This window comes from Paenibacillus alvei DSM 29 (assembly GCF_000293805.1).
Lineage (GTDB): Bacteria > Bacillota > Bacilli > Paenibacillales > Paenibacillaceae > Paenibacillus_B > Paenibacillus_B alvei.
In genome coordinates, this window is sequence record NZ_AMBZ01000005.1 from 122,188 (window position 1) to 138,032 (window position 15,845).

Annotated in this window: 17 protein-coding genes, 2 tRNA genes and 1 pseudogene; 9 read left to right on the forward strand and 11 right to left on the reverse strand. The window is 46.0% G+C overall.

Annotated features, from left to right (window positions below; translation table 11 throughout):
* Nucleotides 1–169 precede the first annotated feature (169 nt).
* Nucleotides 170–592, reverse strand: coding sequence for an ArpU family phage packaging/lysis transcriptional regulator (locus PAV_RS17455; RefSeq protein WP_005548565.1), 423 nt, complete (start codon nt 590–592; stop codon nt 170–172).
* Nucleotides 593–853: 261 nt separating this feature from the next.
* Here PAV_RS17455 and PAV_RS17460 point away from each other — a divergent pair, with 261 nt between their 5' ends.
* The 4 genes from PAV_RS17460 to PAV_RS17475 all read left to right on the forward strand — a co-directional run bounded on the left by PAV_RS17460 (nt 854) and on the right by PAV_RS17475 (nt 3,206).
* Nucleotides 854–1,288, forward strand: a complete 435-nt coding sequence (locus PAV_RS17460) for a helix-turn-helix domain-containing protein (RefSeq protein ID WP_005548567.1) — start codon at nt 854–856, stop codon at nt 1,286–1,288.
* A 39-nt stretch (nt 1,289–1,327) separates the two neighbouring features.
* Nucleotides 1,328–1,762: an ImmA/IrrE family metallo-endopeptidase gene (locus PAV_RS17465; protein ID WP_005548568.1), complete on the forward strand. Its 435-nt coding sequence runs from the start codon at nt 1,328–1,330 to the stop codon at nt 1,760–1,762.
* Nucleotides 1,763–1,863: 101 nt separating this feature from the next.
* Entirely contained in the window at nt 1,864–2,814 is a 951-nt protein-coding gene (locus PAV_RS17470) for a GDP-mannose 4,6-dehydratase (RefSeq protein ID WP_005548569.1), read from the forward strand.
* Nucleotides 2,815–2,966: 152 nt separating this feature from the next.
* Nucleotides 2,967–3,206, forward strand: coding sequence for a DUF4318 domain-containing protein (locus PAV_RS17475; protein ID WP_005548570.1), 240 nt, complete (start codon nt 2,967–2,969; stop codon nt 3,204–3,206).
* Nucleotides 3,207–3,542: 336 nt separating this feature from the next.
* On the opposite strand, the gene PAV_RS17480 is transcribed toward PAV_RS17475, so the two are convergent.
* The 6 genes from PAV_RS17480 to PAV_RS17505 all read right to left on the reverse strand — a co-directional run bounded on the left by PAV_RS17480 (nt 3,543) and on the right by PAV_RS17505 (nt 7,581).
* Nucleotides 3,543–4,178 (reverse strand): sterol desaturase family protein, encoded by a 636-nt coding sequence (locus PAV_RS17480; RefSeq protein ID WP_005548571.1) that lies wholly within the window; start codon nt 4,176–4,178, stop codon nt 3,543–3,545.
* Nucleotides 4,179–4,607: 429 nt separating this feature from the next.
* Nucleotides 4,608–4,681 (reverse strand) — tRNA-Gly (locus tag PAV_RS17485).
* A 50-nt stretch (nt 4,682–4,731) separates the two neighbouring features.
* A tRNA-Pro gene (locus PAV_RS17490) sits at nt 4,732–4,808 on the reverse strand.
* Between the two features lie 124 nt (nt 4,809–4,932).
* A complete protein-coding gene (locus PAV_RS17495) occupies nt 4,933–5,607 on the reverse strand; it encodes a response regulator (protein WP_005548572.1) in 675 nt (224 codons plus the stop codon).
* 28 nt (nt 5,608–5,635) lie between these two features.
* On the reverse strand, nt 5,636–6,475 hold the full coding sequence (locus PAV_RS17500; RefSeq protein WP_040736119.1) for a sensor histidine kinase: 840 nt from the start codon (nt 6,473–6,475) through the stop codon (nt 5,636–5,638).
* 104 nt (nt 6,476–6,579) lie between these two features.
* A complete protein-coding gene (locus PAV_RS17505) occupies nt 6,580–7,581 on the reverse strand; it encodes a LacI family DNA-binding transcriptional regulator (RefSeq protein WP_005548574.1) in 1,002 nt (333 codons plus the stop codon).
* A gap of 267 nt (nt 7,582–7,848) precedes the next feature.
* Between PAV_RS17505 and PAV_RS17510 the strand changes: the two genes are divergently transcribed.
* Both PAV_RS17510 and PAV_RS17515 read left to right on the forward strand, forming a co-directional pair.
* Entirely contained in the window at nt 7,849–8,175 is a 327-nt protein-coding gene (locus PAV_RS17510) for a YbjQ family protein (RefSeq protein ID WP_005548576.1), read from the forward strand.
* Nucleotides 8,175–8,438 (forward strand): hypothetical protein, encoded by a 264-nt coding sequence (locus PAV_RS17515; RefSeq protein ID WP_005548577.1) that lies wholly within the window; start codon nt 8,175–8,177, stop codon nt 8,436–8,438. Before PAV_RS17510 ends, PAV_RS17515 begins: the two co-directional genes overlap by 1 nt.
* Before the next feature lie 91 nt (nt 8,439–8,529).
* On the opposite strand, the gene PAV_RS17520 is transcribed toward PAV_RS17515, so the two are convergent.
* On the reverse strand, nt 8,530–9,495 hold the full coding sequence (locus PAV_RS17520) for an aldolase catalytic domain-containing protein (RefSeq protein ID WP_005548578.1): 966 nt from the start codon (nt 9,493–9,495) through the stop codon (nt 8,530–8,532).
* A 274-nt stretch (nt 9,496–9,769) separates the two neighbouring features.
* Between PAV_RS17520 and PAV_RS17525 the strand changes: the two genes are divergently transcribed.
* Genes PAV_RS17525 through PAV_RS17535 form a run of 3 tightly spaced genes read left to right on the forward strand, consistent with a single transcriptional unit; the run spans nt 9,770 to nt 12,294 of the window.
* A complete protein-coding gene (locus PAV_RS17525) occupies nt 9,770–10,033 on the forward strand; it encodes a FeoA family protein (RefSeq protein ID WP_005548579.1) in 264 nt (87 codons plus the stop codon).
* On the forward strand, nt 10,030–12,084 hold the full coding sequence (feoB, locus tag PAV_RS17530; protein WP_005548581.1) for a ferrous iron transport protein B: 2,055 nt from the start codon (nt 10,030–10,032) through the stop codon (nt 12,082–12,084). Before PAV_RS17525 ends, feoB begins: the two co-directional genes overlap by 4 nt.
* Nucleotides 12,085–12,102: 18 nt before the next feature.
* Nucleotides 12,103–12,294: a FeoB-associated Cys-rich membrane protein gene (locus tag PAV_RS17535; protein ID WP_005548582.1), complete on the forward strand. Its 192-nt coding sequence runs from the start codon at nt 12,103–12,105 to the stop codon at nt 12,292–12,294.
* A gap of 253 nt (nt 12,295–12,547) precedes the next feature.
* Here the strand turns inward: PAV_RS17535 and pepF are convergent, their stop codons facing one another.
* From pepF to PAV_RS17545, 3 genes and pseudogenes are all read right to left on the reverse strand, one after another.
* Nucleotides 12,548–14,362, reverse strand: coding sequence for an oligoendopeptidase F (pepF, locus tag PAV_RS17540; protein ID WP_005548583.1), 1,815 nt, complete (start codon nt 14,360–14,362; stop codon nt 12,548–12,550).
* A 300-nt stretch (nt 14,363–14,662) separates the two neighbouring features.
* Nucleotides 14,663–14,864: pseudogene (locus tag PAV_RS33570) on the reverse strand (transposase); the annotation flags it as partial.
* A 617-nt stretch (nt 14,865–15,481) separates the two neighbouring features.
* Nucleotides 15,482–15,838 carry a hypothetical protein gene (locus PAV_RS17545; RefSeq protein ID WP_005548585.1) on the reverse strand — a complete coding sequence of 119 codons (357 nt, stop codon included), beginning with the start codon at nt 15,836–15,838 and terminating at the stop codon, nt 15,482–15,484.
* Nucleotides 15,839–15,845 lie beyond the last annotated feature (7 nt).

A 15,845-nucleotide genomic window follows, 5' to 3' on the forward strand; every position in this document is an offset into this window, starting at 1 on the left:
CTTCGCCGCAAACGGTTCTCCCTATATTCCGCAAGGCTGTCCTGCCCCATGCCCACAACCTCACACTATCATCTTAGCACCTTGCCCCGTCCAACCGAGTGCCATCATCCGGCCACCCGGAGGTCACTACTAAGTTACTTTTTTCGACTCGCCTCAAGCTCTGCGCACCTTAATCCTCAAACACTTCTATACCTAACATGAATGCTAGCTCCATAATCGCGCGTGCTTTAATTCTCCGAAATGTACGCTCACTTACGTTCAGATCATAGCATAGTAAGTAATCCGGCTTCGCTGTCTCTGGAGAGAGATAACAGCTTACAATAAGCTCTCTCTCAATATCGCCAAGGTGGGCAATCGCCTTCATTACATTATCGTATACGGTTCTCATATAGGCTTCCTTCTCCACATTATGCAGTGCAATCTCTTCTACCGGCTTTCCTACTTGATTCGTAGACCCATGCAATCTAGGCTCATATGAAGTGGTCATCTTCATCTCTCTCCGTACGATACCCGTTCGCTTGTACAAAGAAGCTATAGACAAATACTTTTCCACCATTTTACGAGTCGCTGTTCGATTAATCGTTGCTAACATCTTCATCGCCCCTTAATGAAAGGATATTATGGATAACGCAATATAGAATAAGTTATTTAAAACAACACTCCATGAAAAATAAAAAACTGCAAAACTTGGCCTTGTGTTACGGAAAATTACACTATAGAATGATCCTTGTTCATTTAAATAACCATACATTGCGAACGTTTGTTCCTATGTGTTATACTGAAAGAATACCACGCTCTTTAAATGAACGTCAATCCTGAATTTATGAACATATGTAAAATAAGGGTGATAACGATGTCCATAACGAACAAAGAATTAGTAGGCACTCGCATTAAAGAGCTGCGGCTCAAGCAAGGCTTGTCGCAAGACGACGTCGCCCAGGCGCTTGACATGAAGCGCGCGAACGTCGCCAATTATGAGGCGGGACGAACGACACCGCCAAGTGACATCATCGGCAGGCTTGCCGATCTTTTGTATACGTCAAGCGATTATTTGCTTGGCCGTATCGATAATCCGATGCCGCTGGCCTTAACATCATCTGACTCCATTCCCGAGTGGGCCACATGGAAGGATAAGAAGGACTTCCGCCAGCTGCTTGAGGAAGATTCGGAAATCATGTTCGATGGCGTCCCTATCGACGAAGAAGACCGTGAGCGAGTTCTCCATGTATTGGAGGCACTGTTCTGGGATGCAAAGAAGCGCAACAAGCGCAAGCCGCCACGGAGCTGAATACGACACATTGACTAACTTATCCGCGAGGTGCATCTCATGGATGTAGAGAAGATTGTACGATCCTTGATTCGAAAATATAAAACAAACTGTCCCTTTCAGCTTGCTCAGCATTTAAATATTCAAGTTAGGACTGCTGATCTGGGGAAATCTACGCGCGGCCTGTATTTCCATAAGCTTCGCCGCCGTTATATTGTCATCAATTCGGAATTGCCGTTCGAATGGCAGCGCTTCGTGTGTGCCCATGAGCTTGCTCATGATCGCCTGCACAAAGGGATTGGCCACTTTTTTACCGAGCAGCATACGTTGTTCCATGTAGGCAAGTTCGAGCGCCAAGCCAATCAATTTGCCCTGCATCTGCTGCTGCACGGTCAAGAATGCCTGTTGGGCGAAACGCGGGAAATGTACTGTGCACGCAACGATATTCCTGCTGAGCTGGCCAGATTTCTGCCTACGGATTCAGAACAAGAATAATTCGTACGAATGCCGTCACCTTTTCAAGCCTACTCCACATAGTATAGGGTAATGTTGAACTATGGGTGTATGTTATCAACCTGAGAGGTGAGATCAGTTACATGAAGGCACTTGTCACCGGGATCTCCGGATTCGTAGGCAGTCATATGGCGGAGTTTTTGTTGGATAAAAATGTAGAGGTAATCGGCACCATTCGCAACCGCAGCCGCCTTGAGCACATTAATCACATTCTGTCTGACATTCATCTTGTGGAATGCGAGCTTCGCGATGCTTTTTCCGTTGAAACACTCATTACCAAAGAGAAGCCGAATCTTATTTTTCATTTGGCCGCGCAGAGCTTTGTACCTACATCGTGGAACTCTCCTGCAGACACAATCTACAACAATGTTGCCGGCCAATTGAATATTTTTGAAGCCGTTAGACGCCTCAATTTGGATTGTAAAATTCAAATTGCTTGCTCCAGTGAGGAATATGGTCATGTTGAACCTCATGAAACTCCGATTCGTGAAGAAAATCCACTCCGGCCTTTAAGTCCATATGCAGTTAGTAAAGCAGCTCAAGACTATCTTGGGTATCAGTATCATAAGAGCTACGGCCTCCATGTCATTCGGACGAGAACGTTCAACCATACGGGCCCTCGTCGCGGCGAACAATTCGTAACTTCCAACTTTGCAAAGCAAATTGCCGAAATCGAGAAAGGCGTTCGTCCGCCTACTGTCCATGTTGGCAATTTGGAGGCGAAGCGCGATTTTACCGATGTACGGGATATCGTTCGCGCCTATTGGCTGGCGCTGGAACGAGCAGAAGCTGGCGATTGCTACAACATTGCATCCGGATCCTGCGTAACAATTCGCGAGATGCTCGATATGCTGCTGGCTAAATCCAACATTACGATCGACATTGTTCCAGATCCAAGCCGCATGCGTCCTTCCGACGTTGAAATTTTGCTCGGCGACCATTCGAAGTTTACAGAGCATACAGGCTGGAGACCTGAAATTCCACTTGATCAAACTCTCGAAGACCTGCTAAACTACTGGCGCGAACGCGTATAAACTGCGATACGAGTATCGTAGCGTAAACCGATGCGACCGCTTCTTCCGTCCGATGGAGTCGGTCGCATATTCTTTCTTATTTGATGCATATGGAAATGGGTATGGTAGAATAGATGATAAGAATCATCTATGCGTAGAGGAGGACAAGCATCATGAAGAAGGTTTGGAAAAAGCTGATGAAGAAAGGCTTTTCGGTTGAACTCGATCAACTTCCGCAAAACAAGCAGCAATTTTTAGATGAAATTGAACGTTATTGTGTACAAGAGAAAGTTAACTATAAGTTCATTGAATATGATCGCCCTGCCGTGATTTCGATTGATGATGTCGTTTATCAATGCCAAGTCGAAAATGCCGGAAGACCCGGTTTCGTCCTTCATTTTAAAGAAGTATGATAGCTTGGTACTACATAGTAGAGCCACATAATGCCGTCCTCGATGACGACTAGAAAGTCATCCGCGACAAGGTATCCTTTCAGCTAAACATTTTCGTATCCGAGGTCGAGTACGATTTTGATCACCGCCTGTTTCATGCCGCACTCACCTGCTCTATAATGAAGCCCAGCTTCACCATCTGATAATATGTAATCAAAACTACTCTGATGAACTCGGCTTTCATTATCTGCGATACAATGCTATGATGCGCGACAACATCAAAGCAACCCGCAAACTTTGGCGTTTAGCGGGTTGTTTTTGTTTGGTTTATGTGTACAGCAGTGCGGGAAAGGACAATTACAGATCAAGCTTTTTATAATCGCGTTGTTCAAGGTTGCGAGCAGTTTGGCTTAGCTTGACATTTTTGTGGTCCTGAAAGGTTCCCAATGCGAGATCAAAAACCGGGTTTGTAACGCCGTACCAGTAATTTTCATTTTTATAGTGATGCCATAAATGGACTTTCTTCATCCAACGGCCCCATGGGGAGATGGGGGTAATCGGACGATGGGCAGCATAATGCTTCCACTCATAAAACAATAGGAATAGGATCATTCCAGCGATAAAAGCATTTGCCATCACGAGGCTTGATGTTATAAAGTAGGCAATTGTTCCCGCAATAGCGAAGTTCGGCAGGGAGTACCACAAAGGCAAAAACAATAAATGCAGGTCATCCGGATTTACGTGATGATCATAATGTAAACGTTTAATTATTTTTAACAGGAATGGGTTCTTCGGAGTTCTTATGTGAAAAAGAAAGCGGTGCGTGAAATACTCGGCAGCGGCATAAGTTGCCATGCCTATGGCGAAAGCAATCCATGTGCCGATAGTTGCTAGGCTCGGAATCAGAAAGCTAATACTGACCAGAAAGATTCCGCACATTATGCATATATCGGGGAAAAAGAAAACTCTTTTACATATTTGGTCTTCATTCAAACCCCCTCCTGATTGCTAATATAGGGCCAACGTTTTTGTGTTTCATGAAACGGCCTTTTTGCTGCGCTGATCTATGAATATGCAGGAAATATGAAGTTGTTGCCGATTCATTATTGGAATTGAGATACTTCTTGACAGTTATTTGATGATGATGAAGCAGATACTTGCATCTGGCTTTAGTTATCGAATGATTGAAGCCGCGGAATAATGGTAACGGGGGCGAACGCACCATTGCGCCTGTGAAAGAGAGTACGCATGTAATCGCGTTGCGGATGATTTATGATGCCGAGCTAAGTTAGGTGTTGACGCGCCTCCTACTCTTGCATTTCCTCGTTGTCTTTACGGACGGTCGAACCCCGAGGGTTCGCTTCCCATCCTTTCTGCGCTCCATAAAACAAAAAAGCGCCCTTCGGCGCATTTCATTTGTTATGGAGCGGGTGATGGGAATCGAACCCACGCCGGCGGCTTGGGAAGCCGCTGTTCTACCATTGAACTACACCCGCATATGCAAAAAACACTCGATTGCAGTATACCTGACATGAGTGTAATAAGATGGTCGGGACGACACGATTTGAACATGCGACCCCCTGGTCCCAAACCAGGTGCTCTACCAAGCTGAGCTACGTCCCGACATGTATTGCACGCCACATCAAGTGACAAGAAATAATATAGCACAGCCCCTTCTATTCTGCAATACGTTTTCATTTGAACATTTATAATTATTTTCGATCGATGAAGATGGTATCCATCTAAACTAGTTATCCACTAAACCATGCTTTAATGCGTATCGGGTAAGCTGAACACGATTCTCCAAATGCAGCTTCTGCATAATATTTTTCAGGTGATTTTTCACCGTGTGCTCGGACAGCGAGAGCTGGGCCGCAATCGCCCGGTTCGATTCTCCCTTTGCCACACGTTCCAAAATTTCCCGCTCACGCCCTGTCAGTGGTGTTGACGCAGGAGCCTTGCTTTCTCCTTTGGCTGAAAACTCCTGCAATATACGAAACGCCAGCTCCTTCGACATCGGTGCCTCATCAATGGCGATCGCACGCAAATACTCATGCCACGCTGAAGGCTGTAGGTTCTTGAGCAAATAGCCTTGCGCACCCTTTTTCAATGCATCAAACAAATGCGTTATATCGTCCGATACGGTAACCATTACAATTTTCACGTATGGAAACTGCTCCTTGATCCGCTTGGTAGCTTCCAATCCGTCCATAACGGGCATGGAAATGTCCATCAGGATTAAGTCAGGCATCACTTGATCCGTCATACGGAGCGCATCTTCTCCGTTCACCGCCTCGCCCACAACGACGAACGCGGGATCAATCGCTAAAATATCCCTCATTCCCTCACGCGCATGTGCATTGTCATCGGCTATCAATACACGAAAACAATGCTGCTTTTCTGAACCGTGTTCCGCATTCATCTATATCCCTCTCCTTTTGCATCTTCTGTCATGATGAGCTCGAAATGCGTACAATCGTCAAATTTCCATCTCGTTCCACAGACAAGCCCCAGCCCATATTGATCGTACGGTCTCGCACCATCTTCAGCCCATACTTTCCTTTCTGTTCAAATGGTTCCCTTACAAATCCTTTGCCATCGTCTCGAATTTCACAGGTAAACCCTCCAGCGACAGGCTTGGCAATAACCCATACATGCTCCGCCTCCGCATGTTTGCGCACATTAAGCAGCGCCTCGCGAACCGAGGACAGAAGCGCTATTTTTTCTTTCAATGACAGTAAATCTTCGGACAGCTCCCACTTCACTTCCAGCGACCAATCCGTATCCTTGCGGATATCCTCAATCATGGTAACCAGTTGATTCGACCAAGACTCATTGATCTCCTCAGGCACCGTTTGCAAGTTCGCGATCGAAAGGCGCACATCCTCATACACATGCCGAACGGTCTGCCGCAGCTTATCCAGCTGTTCAGGCTGCTGCTCGATAGAGGCGGTCTCCAGTCGATCAATTTTGACTGCCAACATGAACAAGGATTGGGATATCCCGTCATGGAGCTCTTCTGCCAATCTGCCTCGCTCCTCTAAGGCCGCCTTCGTCTGCTGCTCACGCTGAAGCTTCCTCTGCGTCTCATCCAGCAGCTTGAACAATCGCGTCAGCAGCGTTGCGGATACAATGAAGACAATAGCAGGCGCGAGCCAGTTTCCAACCTCCATGGACACATAGGGAAGCAGGAACGAGTGGCGCACATATTCCCACAAGCCAATCGTAATCGTGGGAATCCATAGAATAAGATGTTTGATCGTACGATCCTTCAACTTGTCTCGCCCCATTCTGTAACGATCACTTTTCATTAATTCCTATTGTAATGAAAAAAGCATACGGTCACCAGTTCATAACCGCATGCCTTTTCTTCTTAATCGGACTGATATTACAGCTATAATTGCCTCGGTGCGCTTGTAGATTCTCGAATCACGATTTCCGAATCCAAACGCGTAGTCACACTGCGCTTATTCAACCCATTAATTTGCTTGATCAGCTGATCAACCGCCACTCTTCCAATTTGATGAGCAGGCTGGCGCATCGTTGTCAGCTGCGGCCGCAATTGGGAAGCAATCACTTGATCATCATAGCCGATTACAGACATATCATCTGGCACTTTATACCCTGCCTGCCAAAGTGCATTAATGGCGCCAATCGCTGTAAAATCATCGGCAGCAAACAGCGCCGTCGGCATACTTCCTTTTTTCAGCCAGCGCTGGACAGCATCATAACCGGATTGAATGCTGAATGCGCCATCCTCTATGGCATATGGCTCGAGGCCCGCGTCCTCCATTGCCCCCCTGAAACCCCTTTCACGTTCAAGCGCGCTCAAAAAGAACTGCGGTCCCCGAATGTGAGCGATCGAGCGATGCCCCAAATCAATCAAATGCTTCGTCGCTCCATATCCGCCTTTATAATTATCCACATTCACGTTTGTCACGGATGGTTGTATCGTTTGATTGTCAATAAGTACGAATGGAATTTTACGTTTTTTCAGTTCTACAACATAAGGCTCCTCGTGTACAGCTGAAAGAATTAACATTCCATCCACACGATCCTCCTGGATCAGGTCAGTGCCGACCCCTTGCTCCATCGGCTCTGCTGCAACCGATAGGGCTAAGTAATATCCATGATCTTTTAGCTGTGAGTACACCGTTTGTACGATACTATCCAGGAATGAATCTTGAAGCGTAGTAACAATCATCCCAATGACACCCGTTTTCCCCTTAGCGAGACTGCGAGCTGCCGCATTAGGATGATAGTCCAGTTCTTTCATCGCCTGCAGCACTTTAATCCGATTTTTCTCTCGAACCGTCTTTGCGTTGTTTAAAACGCGTGATACCGTTACGACGGATAAACCTGATTTCTTAGCCACATCAAAAATACTGACCCTCATATCCTTCTCCCCTCATGATCGATCATTAGATATGGAAAGGCATAATCTCTATGTTACCATCATAACCAACTTTAAAGCGTTATTCCATTAAAACATGATTTTATCTCTGCTATTTTTCGCCTTTTTAATAAATCTTTAGCAATGAACATTCCTTCCGTCTATAGCTCTGATTCTCATATGAAACGAAAATAGAAATACCCCGTATGAATAATACTACAAGGGATAGAGTTTAACTCGAGATAGGTGTTCAAAAGGAGCTGACCATTCATGATCGTAGTAACGACTGAACGTATTGCAAATTATGAAGTATCCGAAGTGCTGGGCACAGCATTTGGCGTAGTTGTTCGAGCTCGCGGCATCGGCGGCGACATTATGGCTTCCTTGAAGGGTCTCGTTGGCGGGGAAGTTAAGCAGTATACTCAAATGATCGAGGATGCTCGCCGACAAGCGATGGATCGTATGATTGAAAATGCTCACGCGATGGGTGGAGACGGTATCATCATGATGCGCTTCGACAGCGGCGACGTTGGCCAGAATATGAGTGAAATCGTAGCTTACGGAACCGTTGTTAAGCTGAGAGCGGTGCAATCCTAATGGACGATGTCGTACACTTCTTCCAACTCGCTTTACTCGTATACGGTCTGCCCCTTATCGGCCTTGTCATTCTTATTTTGATCGGCAAGAAATACTTCGACAAGCGCTATAAGCAATACGATAACCCTTTGGACGCCATTGGCGTAAACGGTGATTTCATTCCTACGAAGGAAATTTTTATTGACCCGAAGGATGGACTGAAATATCAAGTGTATTACAACTCCAAAACAGGCGAGCGCAAATACGTTCGCATGCAATCGTAATCGATTCCTACCGATATCCGGGCACACAAAAAAGACCGCTCAGCGTTCAGGCTGAAGCGGTCTTTCTATCGTACAGGACAGTTGCCGTCCTTTACGAATTCTTTTTAGGAATGGAAACCTCTGGCGTCGTCATCTGATCATAGAAGTCCAGAAATTTATCCCGATTATCAGAAGCAAGAATCGCCATAGCTGAACGAGGATGCTCATCCAGCGTGCCGGTAATCAAGTAAGGAATCAAGTAACCCCACTCCCATTTTTCACGCATCGGAATCATATGCTCTTCAAGGAACCCGAGCACGGCCCGAAGCTGATATTTGCTGTTTTTCAAATGAGTCAATAGAGCTTCTGTCGGACAGTTGCCTGCTCCGCGCCCCATTCCATATACGGAAGCATCCAGCATTTCAACACCGAGCTCTGCCGCCACAAGTGTGTTCGAGAAAGCCAGCTGCATATTATTATGCGTATGAACACCAAGCCGCTTATTCGGCAGATGCTCCTTAAACTTATTAACAAGGAAATGAAAATCATTATGATCAAGACTGCCGTATGAATCTACGATATATACCACATCTACGACACTTTCTTTAATCATTGCAAATGCTTCTATGAGATCATTTTCCATCACATTTGACAGCGCCATAATATTTAGCGTTGTTTCATAACCGCGATCATGGAACGTACGTACCAAATCCAGTGCCTTGTCCACATCCTTGATATAACAAGCAACTCGGATTAAATCCAACATACTTTCGCTGCGAGGCAAAATGTCGTTCTCATCCACACGGCCGATATCCACTAGCGCGGATAGCTTCGTAGTTCCCTTCTGCGGAATGACAGTACGTAAAAAATCGTCGTCCAAAAATCGCCAAGGGCCTGCTTCGTCAGCGCCTTTGAGCAGTTTAGGCGAATTTTTGTAGCCGATTTCCATATAGTCGACGCCAGCTTCATTTAATGAAGCGTACAAGCTTTGCACGAACTCGACGCTGAAGTCCCAATTGTTCACTAGACCACCGTCGCGGATTGTGCAGTCGACAATTTTGCAGTGATTCGTTTTCATCCCGCTATCTCCTTTGCCAAATGTTTTCTCTCCATTCTAATGGAAAAAAACTCATAAAGCAAAGCAAAAAAGCTTCATTTTTGTGGCGATTTGATACAAATTGATAGATTATCTCTATTTTTAAGCTTTTTCTATGAAAAAATCACATGTACTTTTTCTTCGCTTGTGCTACATTCAATGTAAATTCAATTGATACCGATTATCATTATAAATAAGAAATTGGCACTTTACACCTAAAGATGAACCGATATAGATGAAGAAAGAAGGATTATAAATGCGCTCGACTCATTCAACGATGCTCTGTGAGAGCATGTCCCTATGTCAACTGAAGCCTGGTCAACGTGCATGCATTTGCGATTTGTCCAAGGTTCATGCATCGGTATGCCACCGACTGCGCGATTTGGGCATAACAGAGGGAACCCACGTAGAGCTGAAACGTACCAGCTTGTTCGGCGGCCCGCTCACCCTTGAGGCAAATGGACAATTGTTCGGCATTCGCCAAAGCGAGGCTCGGTTTATCGGGGTGAACGGCGCATGAACACTTGTACGACCGCACTTGTAGGCAATCCGAATACGGGAAAAACCTCCTTATTCAACGCCCTCACCCGCTCCTATGAATATGTAGGCAACTGGACAGGCGTTACCGTAGAAAAGAAGGTAGGCCAACTCCATCGCAATTCGGGCACCCTAATTGACCTGCCAGGCATCTACTCCTTGCAGCCGATGTCCCGGGACGAAAGCGTAGCGGTAAGTTACCTGCTTCACGAAAGACCTGACACCATACTGAACGTCGTCGATGCGTCACAGCTAGAACGCAATTTATATTTGACCGTACAATTACTGGAATATGGCCTGCCTGTTCATATCGCTCTGAACATGAATGATGTCGCCCAAGGTCGCGGTATTCATATCAATACGCAGAAGCTGTCCAAGGCGCTTCATGTTCCCTTGCTTCCCGTCAATGCAAGACGCAAACAGGGCATTGATGCTATTCTGCAACATATCGATAAAATTCCTTCCCAACAATCCGGAAATCGGGCAGCAACGAACGATGGAGATCACTCATTCCAACTGGATTACGGAGAGATCACGGAGCTGGCTATTCAGCGTATGTCAGAGTGGCTGCCATGCCAAGAAGGAGTGCCTGCAAGATGGATTGCGCTGCAATATTTGGAACAAAACAATACGGTTCGTGAATGGGTTCAGGGCCATCTGAGTCAAGACATAAATGAACAGATAAAACACTTGTGTGAAGCAACGGAACAGCAGCTTCAGGAGCAAGGCATTGCGCTTCATATGGCACAGCATATACGTGCGGTTCGTACAGCCTTCATCCAAGGTGTGTGTGCAGAGGCGATTGATAGCACGAAGGAGAGAGCCGAAACTTTAACGGAACGCATCGATGCCATCGTGACAAATCGCTGGCTCGGGATTCCGATTTTTCTCGGCATTATGTTCCTCATGTTCAAGGCAACATTCGAATGGATTGGAACACCGACGTCGGACGCATTGGATGCCTTCTTCTCTGGCCCATTAACAGAGGGCGCAGCATCCGTGTTGAATGCCATGGGCGTATCGCCCTTCACCCATGCGCTAATCGAAGAAGGTATTATCGCGGGCGTTGGCGGCGTGCTCGTATTCGTACCGCAAATTTTTATTTTGTTTTTATTCATATCCTTTATTGAGGATTCGGGATATATGGCTCGCGTCACCATTGTCATGGATCGACTTATGGAGGCTGTTGGCTTAAACGGCAAGGCATTTATCCCCTTTGTTATCGGCTTCGGGTGCAACGTGCCCGGCATTATGGCCGCGCGCACAATTGAGCAGCCGCGGGAACGGCTCGTCACCACTTTGCTCGTACCGCTAATGTCGTGTTCAGCTCGATTGTCCGTGTACGCCTTGTTTGCAGGTGTATTTTTCAAGAGTCACCAAGCGCTCGTTGTACTGTCTCTATACGTCATGGGCATTGTGCTCTCCCTGCTGCTGGCCAAGCTGTTCACCAAGCGGATGATGAAGGAGGAACAGAGCATATTCGTCGTCGAGCTTCCGCCTTATCGGATGCCGCAATGGCAAACCTTGTTCCGCAGTACATGGGAAAAAGGCAAGGGATTCGTCCGCAAAGCCGGTACCTTCATTCTTGGAGGCTCCGTGCTGATCTGGCTGATGACATATGCTGGGCCAGGCGGTTTTGGAGTTGAAATGGATGACTCCTTCCTAGCGATGATTGGCGGCGTGCTGGCACCATTGTTCGCTCCGCTTGGATTTGCGACATGGCAAGCGGGTGCATCCTTAATTACCGGTTTTCTGGCAAAGGAAGTTGTCGTATCCACGATGAATATCATCTATCACGCACCGGATACGGCCATGCTCGAATCCCAAATTGCCGGCGCATTTACACCGTTGTCTGCGTATGCATTCTGTGCATTTGTGCTATTGTATGTCCCTTGTCTCGCGACGGTAGGCATTATCAAAAAAGAAACCGCATCCTGGCGCTGGACGTGGTTCTCCATAGGCTATTCCTTGATCATTGCCTATGTTGTCGCGCTTATCATTACGGGAATCGGCAAATTGCTCGGTTATTCCTGAAACGAAGAGGTGAATCGCATGTCGTGGCCGGAAATCGGAATCGTAACGATCATATTTGCTTATGCACTGTGGATGGTTGTTCGCCATGTACGCAAGACAAAGCAAGGAGCTTGTGCTGCATGCGCATTAAACCGCTCATGCTCGTCCGGGTGCGCTGCTCATCCACATGCGGCTCCTGCTTCTCAGCATGGAGATCAGCTCAAGAGGTAACAAGCAGTTGTACAATCGAAATCGCATATCGCGTTGCATTCGTGAGCCGCTATCGGCTTCACTAAAATGGCGATTCATTTCATGACACAATAAAAAGAACAGTAGGCGGGATAACGAATCTCGTTCTACTGTTCTTTTGCTTTTACACTTTCCCATCAAGCGATCTTACATTCCAGAACCATGCTTCCCCGTTATAGGCGTCTTGATCATATCAGCATCGTACAGCATGGCGAGCTGCCTTGTTTCTACCCGCTCATTGCTCATACAAACGAACAAGCTCATCCACAAGCTCGCCTACATAAGACACAGCTTCCCGAATTGTATTCGTATCGGACATATCCACGCCCGCCAGCTTCATCAGCTCCAATGGCGGCAAGGAGCCTCCTGCCTTCAGCGCCGTTAACCAGCGCTCCACGGCAGGCTGGCCTTCTTCGCGGATTCGCTTTGCGGCTGCTGTCGAGGCCGTTAGTCCTGCAGAGTATGTATATGGATATAAGGACATGTAATAATGCGGCTGACGCATCCAAGTCAGTTCTGAACCTGGATTCATCACAACGGCGTCTCCCCAGAAATCGCTCTGAACCTGCCCCTTCAATTGCGACAAAAGATCGGCCGTAATAGGCTCTCCCTGTGAAGCAAGCTCATACACCCGGCGCTGCATTTCGCCTTCCAGCAGATGCGTTACAAAATTATGATAGTACGTACTCAATAGTTGTGTAATAATCCAGCGTCTCATTCGAGGATCGTTCGACTGACGGAATAAGTGGTCAGCCAGCAGCATCTCGTTCATCGTGGATGGTGCCTCAATAAAATAAAGCGATGGACGCATGTTCGTTATTCGCTGATGTTTATGAGCCAGCATAAAATGTCCAGCATGGCCAAGCTCATGAGCCAAGGTGAATGCCCCTCGCATGCTTCCGGTCCATGTCATCAAAATGTAGGAATGGGCGTCATAGATCGATGAACAGAATGCCCCTGTCGATTTGCCTACATTGTCCGCATAGTCAATCCAACGATTCTGAATGGCTTCCCCGATAATTGCTGCGTATTCTGGCCCCATCACCTGCAGCGCCTCTTCCACCTGCCTCGCTGCGGCCTCGAACGAAATTTCCGGATTATATTCAGGATCGAACGGCGCATGCAAATCACTAAAGCGAAGCTCATCCAGCTCAAGAACACGCTTCTTAAGATTTGCCCATCTTCGCATATGCGGAGCAAGCTCGGTTTGTATCGTATCTAATATGGCGTTGTACATTTGCTTCGTCACTTGTTGATTATGCAGCAGCATATCTGTTACATGATCATATCCGCGAAGCTTTGCCAGCACGACCTGCTTCTTCACTTCTGTCGCATACGCAGCCGCAATCCCGTTGCGGTGGGCATACAGGGTTTCGGAAAATGATCGGAATGCTTCTCTGCGCAAGTATGTATTTGGGGAGCCCACATATCGACTCTCAAATAAGGCAAAAGATAGCGGGTATGTCGTACCCTCCTGATCGGTAACAGATTCGAACGACATGTCCGAAAGCTTGATTTGATTATAAATTTTGTACGGTGCTCGTAAGACACTGCCAAGTGCTGCAAGCGTCGATTCGGTCTCACTGCTCAGCCGATACGGCTTCTTGCTTGCAATTTGATCCAAATAAGGCTTGAATTCCAGCAGCTTAGGCTCTTCTTCATAAAAAGCGGACAATACCTCGTCCCCCATGTCACTAACTTCAGACTCGAAGAAGGATAGAGCAACTGACACTTCAGCCAGCATATCCTGCGCACGGCTGTTATTCCCCTGATTCACTGGATTCGTGCTGTCTTCCGTCCATCGTAAATGCGCATAACTGCCGCATAACTGCTCACGTTTCCAAATGGCCTCCATTGCTTCCAGACAAGCCAGCAGAGTTCCGGCATCTTCATGCAATTTGCCTGTAAATCGAGTAACCGAGCCCAAATCAGCTGTAATCGCTTGCAATTCCTCAAGCCATTTTGCGTCTGATTCGAACAAATCCTCCAATCTCCATGTTGCTTCCAGTGGGACTTCTGATCGTTTCATTCGCACTGCTTGCGCTGCCATTCTTCCATCTCCTCTCTTCTGAGTACTCGGTTATCATAACATATGAATAGACAAAGAACCTGCATATTGAAGCATTCTCTTTCAAACGAAATACAAAGCGTCTATTGATCAAACTATTTGATTTACCCTATTTCAAAAGCCGCTTATGTCCAATATTGCAGCAAAGTATTAAACTAATTGGATAATTAATAGGCTTGAAATGGGGTGGTTTTATTGAATAAATATGTTGTTCTGAGACTAGCCACTGGCGAGGTCAAGTCCATAATTGTGTGTAAATTCCCTCAAGCGAAATCAGTTGCTCTACCCTAAACGCACGACCTTATAAGAAGTCTTTGCATGCGTTTTACGCCATTCCAAATAATCCGTCATATCCAAATATTTGCAACCGTTGCTCCACTTCTCATCAATCTCCATCAACAAAGCTCCAAGTAACCGGTATGCCACAGTTAGGAAAGATACGAATGATACGCTCACGGCGTCGTACTTCCTCGTTTAAACGCTCTTTGGCTGTTCGTTTCACAACATTGCTGTTGCCATCGTAATAGTATGTTTTCGCTTGCTGTTGTGGGTCACTTTGCTTCGTAAGCCAGCCTATTATAAAAAAGAAAACCGCATGGAGTTGTGATATGCTCCCTTGCGGTAGACAGTTGAAATAAATTTCGGACTATATTAGAGGGCAAGTTGGCTAGCCTAAAACGTTCCTTACCTGCTTCTATGTAAACTGGAACGTTACCAGATTAATCTTTGACCCTTACACAATTAGTAATCGGGATTACACTTCATTTTGTTGTGGTGGATATTTTTTGACCGTCCAACACCCTATATATCGTTTTATGTACATACATTGTCGCAATTATTTTTACAAAACCGCAAGTAAACAAAGATAACAAAAACCAGGTCAATCATGGTGGTATCTGACCATAATCAATCTGAACATTGTAACGGCATAACGTTATTTAGGGTATAATTGTTAACCTCTTTCGTTCGTACCGCCATTTAAGGAAAATATTATACGGGACTGGTGAGGGTTAGGTTCTTTTGGGACATGCCGCCCGATTCATTCGGCACTGGGTGGGGGTAAAAAGAAGACCTTGAGGAATACCCCAAGGTCAAGAATTGTTATTTTTTAAAACAATCGAATCTTTTACATAGGATGTCAAGCTCTAGCGGAGGCATGGTGATTGTACACTTTAAATACTTCACTCCCTTGTTAATATAATCTTCAAGTTCAACATTCTGTAAAAAGTACGGAAGTTCCGCTCTTGTAAATTCACTAATTGGTTTCTCTTTGTCATAATCTAATGCATGTTTGTAGTTAATCTGATAGCAATTCGAAAACCTATAAACTACATCACCATCAGAATCCTCATATACTAAGACAAGCTCGTCACCAAAAAAATTAGTAGACAAACTAATAACCCTAGCATCCCAATAATGCATTTCTTCAATCTTTTTCAGAAGCAATTTAGATTCCATTTCAACC

What these genes read in the sequence shown, in the direction of transcription:
- PAV_RS17455 (WP_005548565.1), bottom strand. Translation starts at nt 592, where the DNA reads ATGTTAGCAACGATTAATCGAACAGCGACTCGTAAAATGGTGGAAAAG.
- PAV_RS17460 (WP_005548567.1), top strand. Translation starts at nt 854, where the DNA reads ATGTCCATAACGAACAAAGAATTAGTAGGCACTCGCATTAAAGAGCTG.
- PAV_RS17465 (WP_005548568.1), top strand. Translation starts at nt 1,328, where the DNA reads ATGGATGTAGAGAAGATTGTACGATCCTTGATTCGAAAATATAAAACA.
- PAV_RS17470 (WP_005548569.1), top strand. Translation starts at nt 1,864, where the DNA reads ATGAAGGCACTTGTCACCGGGATCTCCGGATTCGTAGGCAGTCATATG.
- PAV_RS17475 (WP_005548570.1), top strand. Translation starts at nt 2,967, where the DNA reads ATGAAGAAGGTTTGGAAAAAGCTGATGAAGAAAGGCTTTTCGGTTGAA.
- PAV_RS17495 (WP_005548572.1), bottom strand. Translation starts at nt 5,607, where the DNA reads ATGAATGCGGAACACGGTTCAGAAAAGCAGCATTGTTTTCGTGTATTG.
- PAV_RS17500 (WP_040736119.1), bottom strand. Translation starts at nt 6,475, where the DNA reads ATGGGGCGAGACAAGTTGAAGGATCGTACGATCAAACATCTTATTCTA.
- PAV_RS17505 (WP_005548574.1), bottom strand. Translation starts at nt 7,581, where the DNA reads ATGAGGGTCAGTATTTTTGATGTGGCTAAGAAATCAGGTTTATCCGTC.
- PAV_RS17510 (WP_005548576.1), top strand. Translation starts at nt 7,849, where the DNA reads ATGATCGTAGTAACGACTGAACGTATTGCAAATTATGAAGTATCCGAA.
- PAV_RS17515 (WP_005548577.1), top strand. Translation starts at nt 8,175, where the DNA reads ATGGACGATGTCGTACACTTCTTCCAACTCGCTTTACTCGTATACGGT.
- PAV_RS17520 (WP_005548578.1), bottom strand. Translation starts at nt 9,495, where the DNA reads ATGAAAACGAATCACTGCAAAATTGTCGACTGCACAATCCGCGACGGT.
- PAV_RS17525 (WP_005548579.1), top strand. Translation starts at nt 9,770, where the DNA reads ATGCGCTCGACTCATTCAACGATGCTCTGTGAGAGCATGTCCCTATGT.
- feoB (WP_005548581.1), top strand. Translation starts at nt 10,030, where the DNA reads ATGAACACTTGTACGACCGCACTTGTAGGCAATCCGAATACGGGAAAA.
- PAV_RS17535 (WP_005548582.1), top strand. Translation starts at nt 12,103, where the DNA reads ATGTCGTGGCCGGAAATCGGAATCGTAACGATCATATTTGCTTATGCA.
- pepF (WP_005548583.1), bottom strand. Translation starts at nt 14,362, where the DNA reads ATGGCAGCGCAAGCAGTGCGAATGAAACGATCAGAAGTCCCACTGGAA.
- PAV_RS17545 (WP_005548585.1), bottom strand. Translation starts at nt 15,838, where the DNA reads ATGGAATCTAAATTGCTTCTGAAAAAGATTGAAGAAATGCATTATTGG.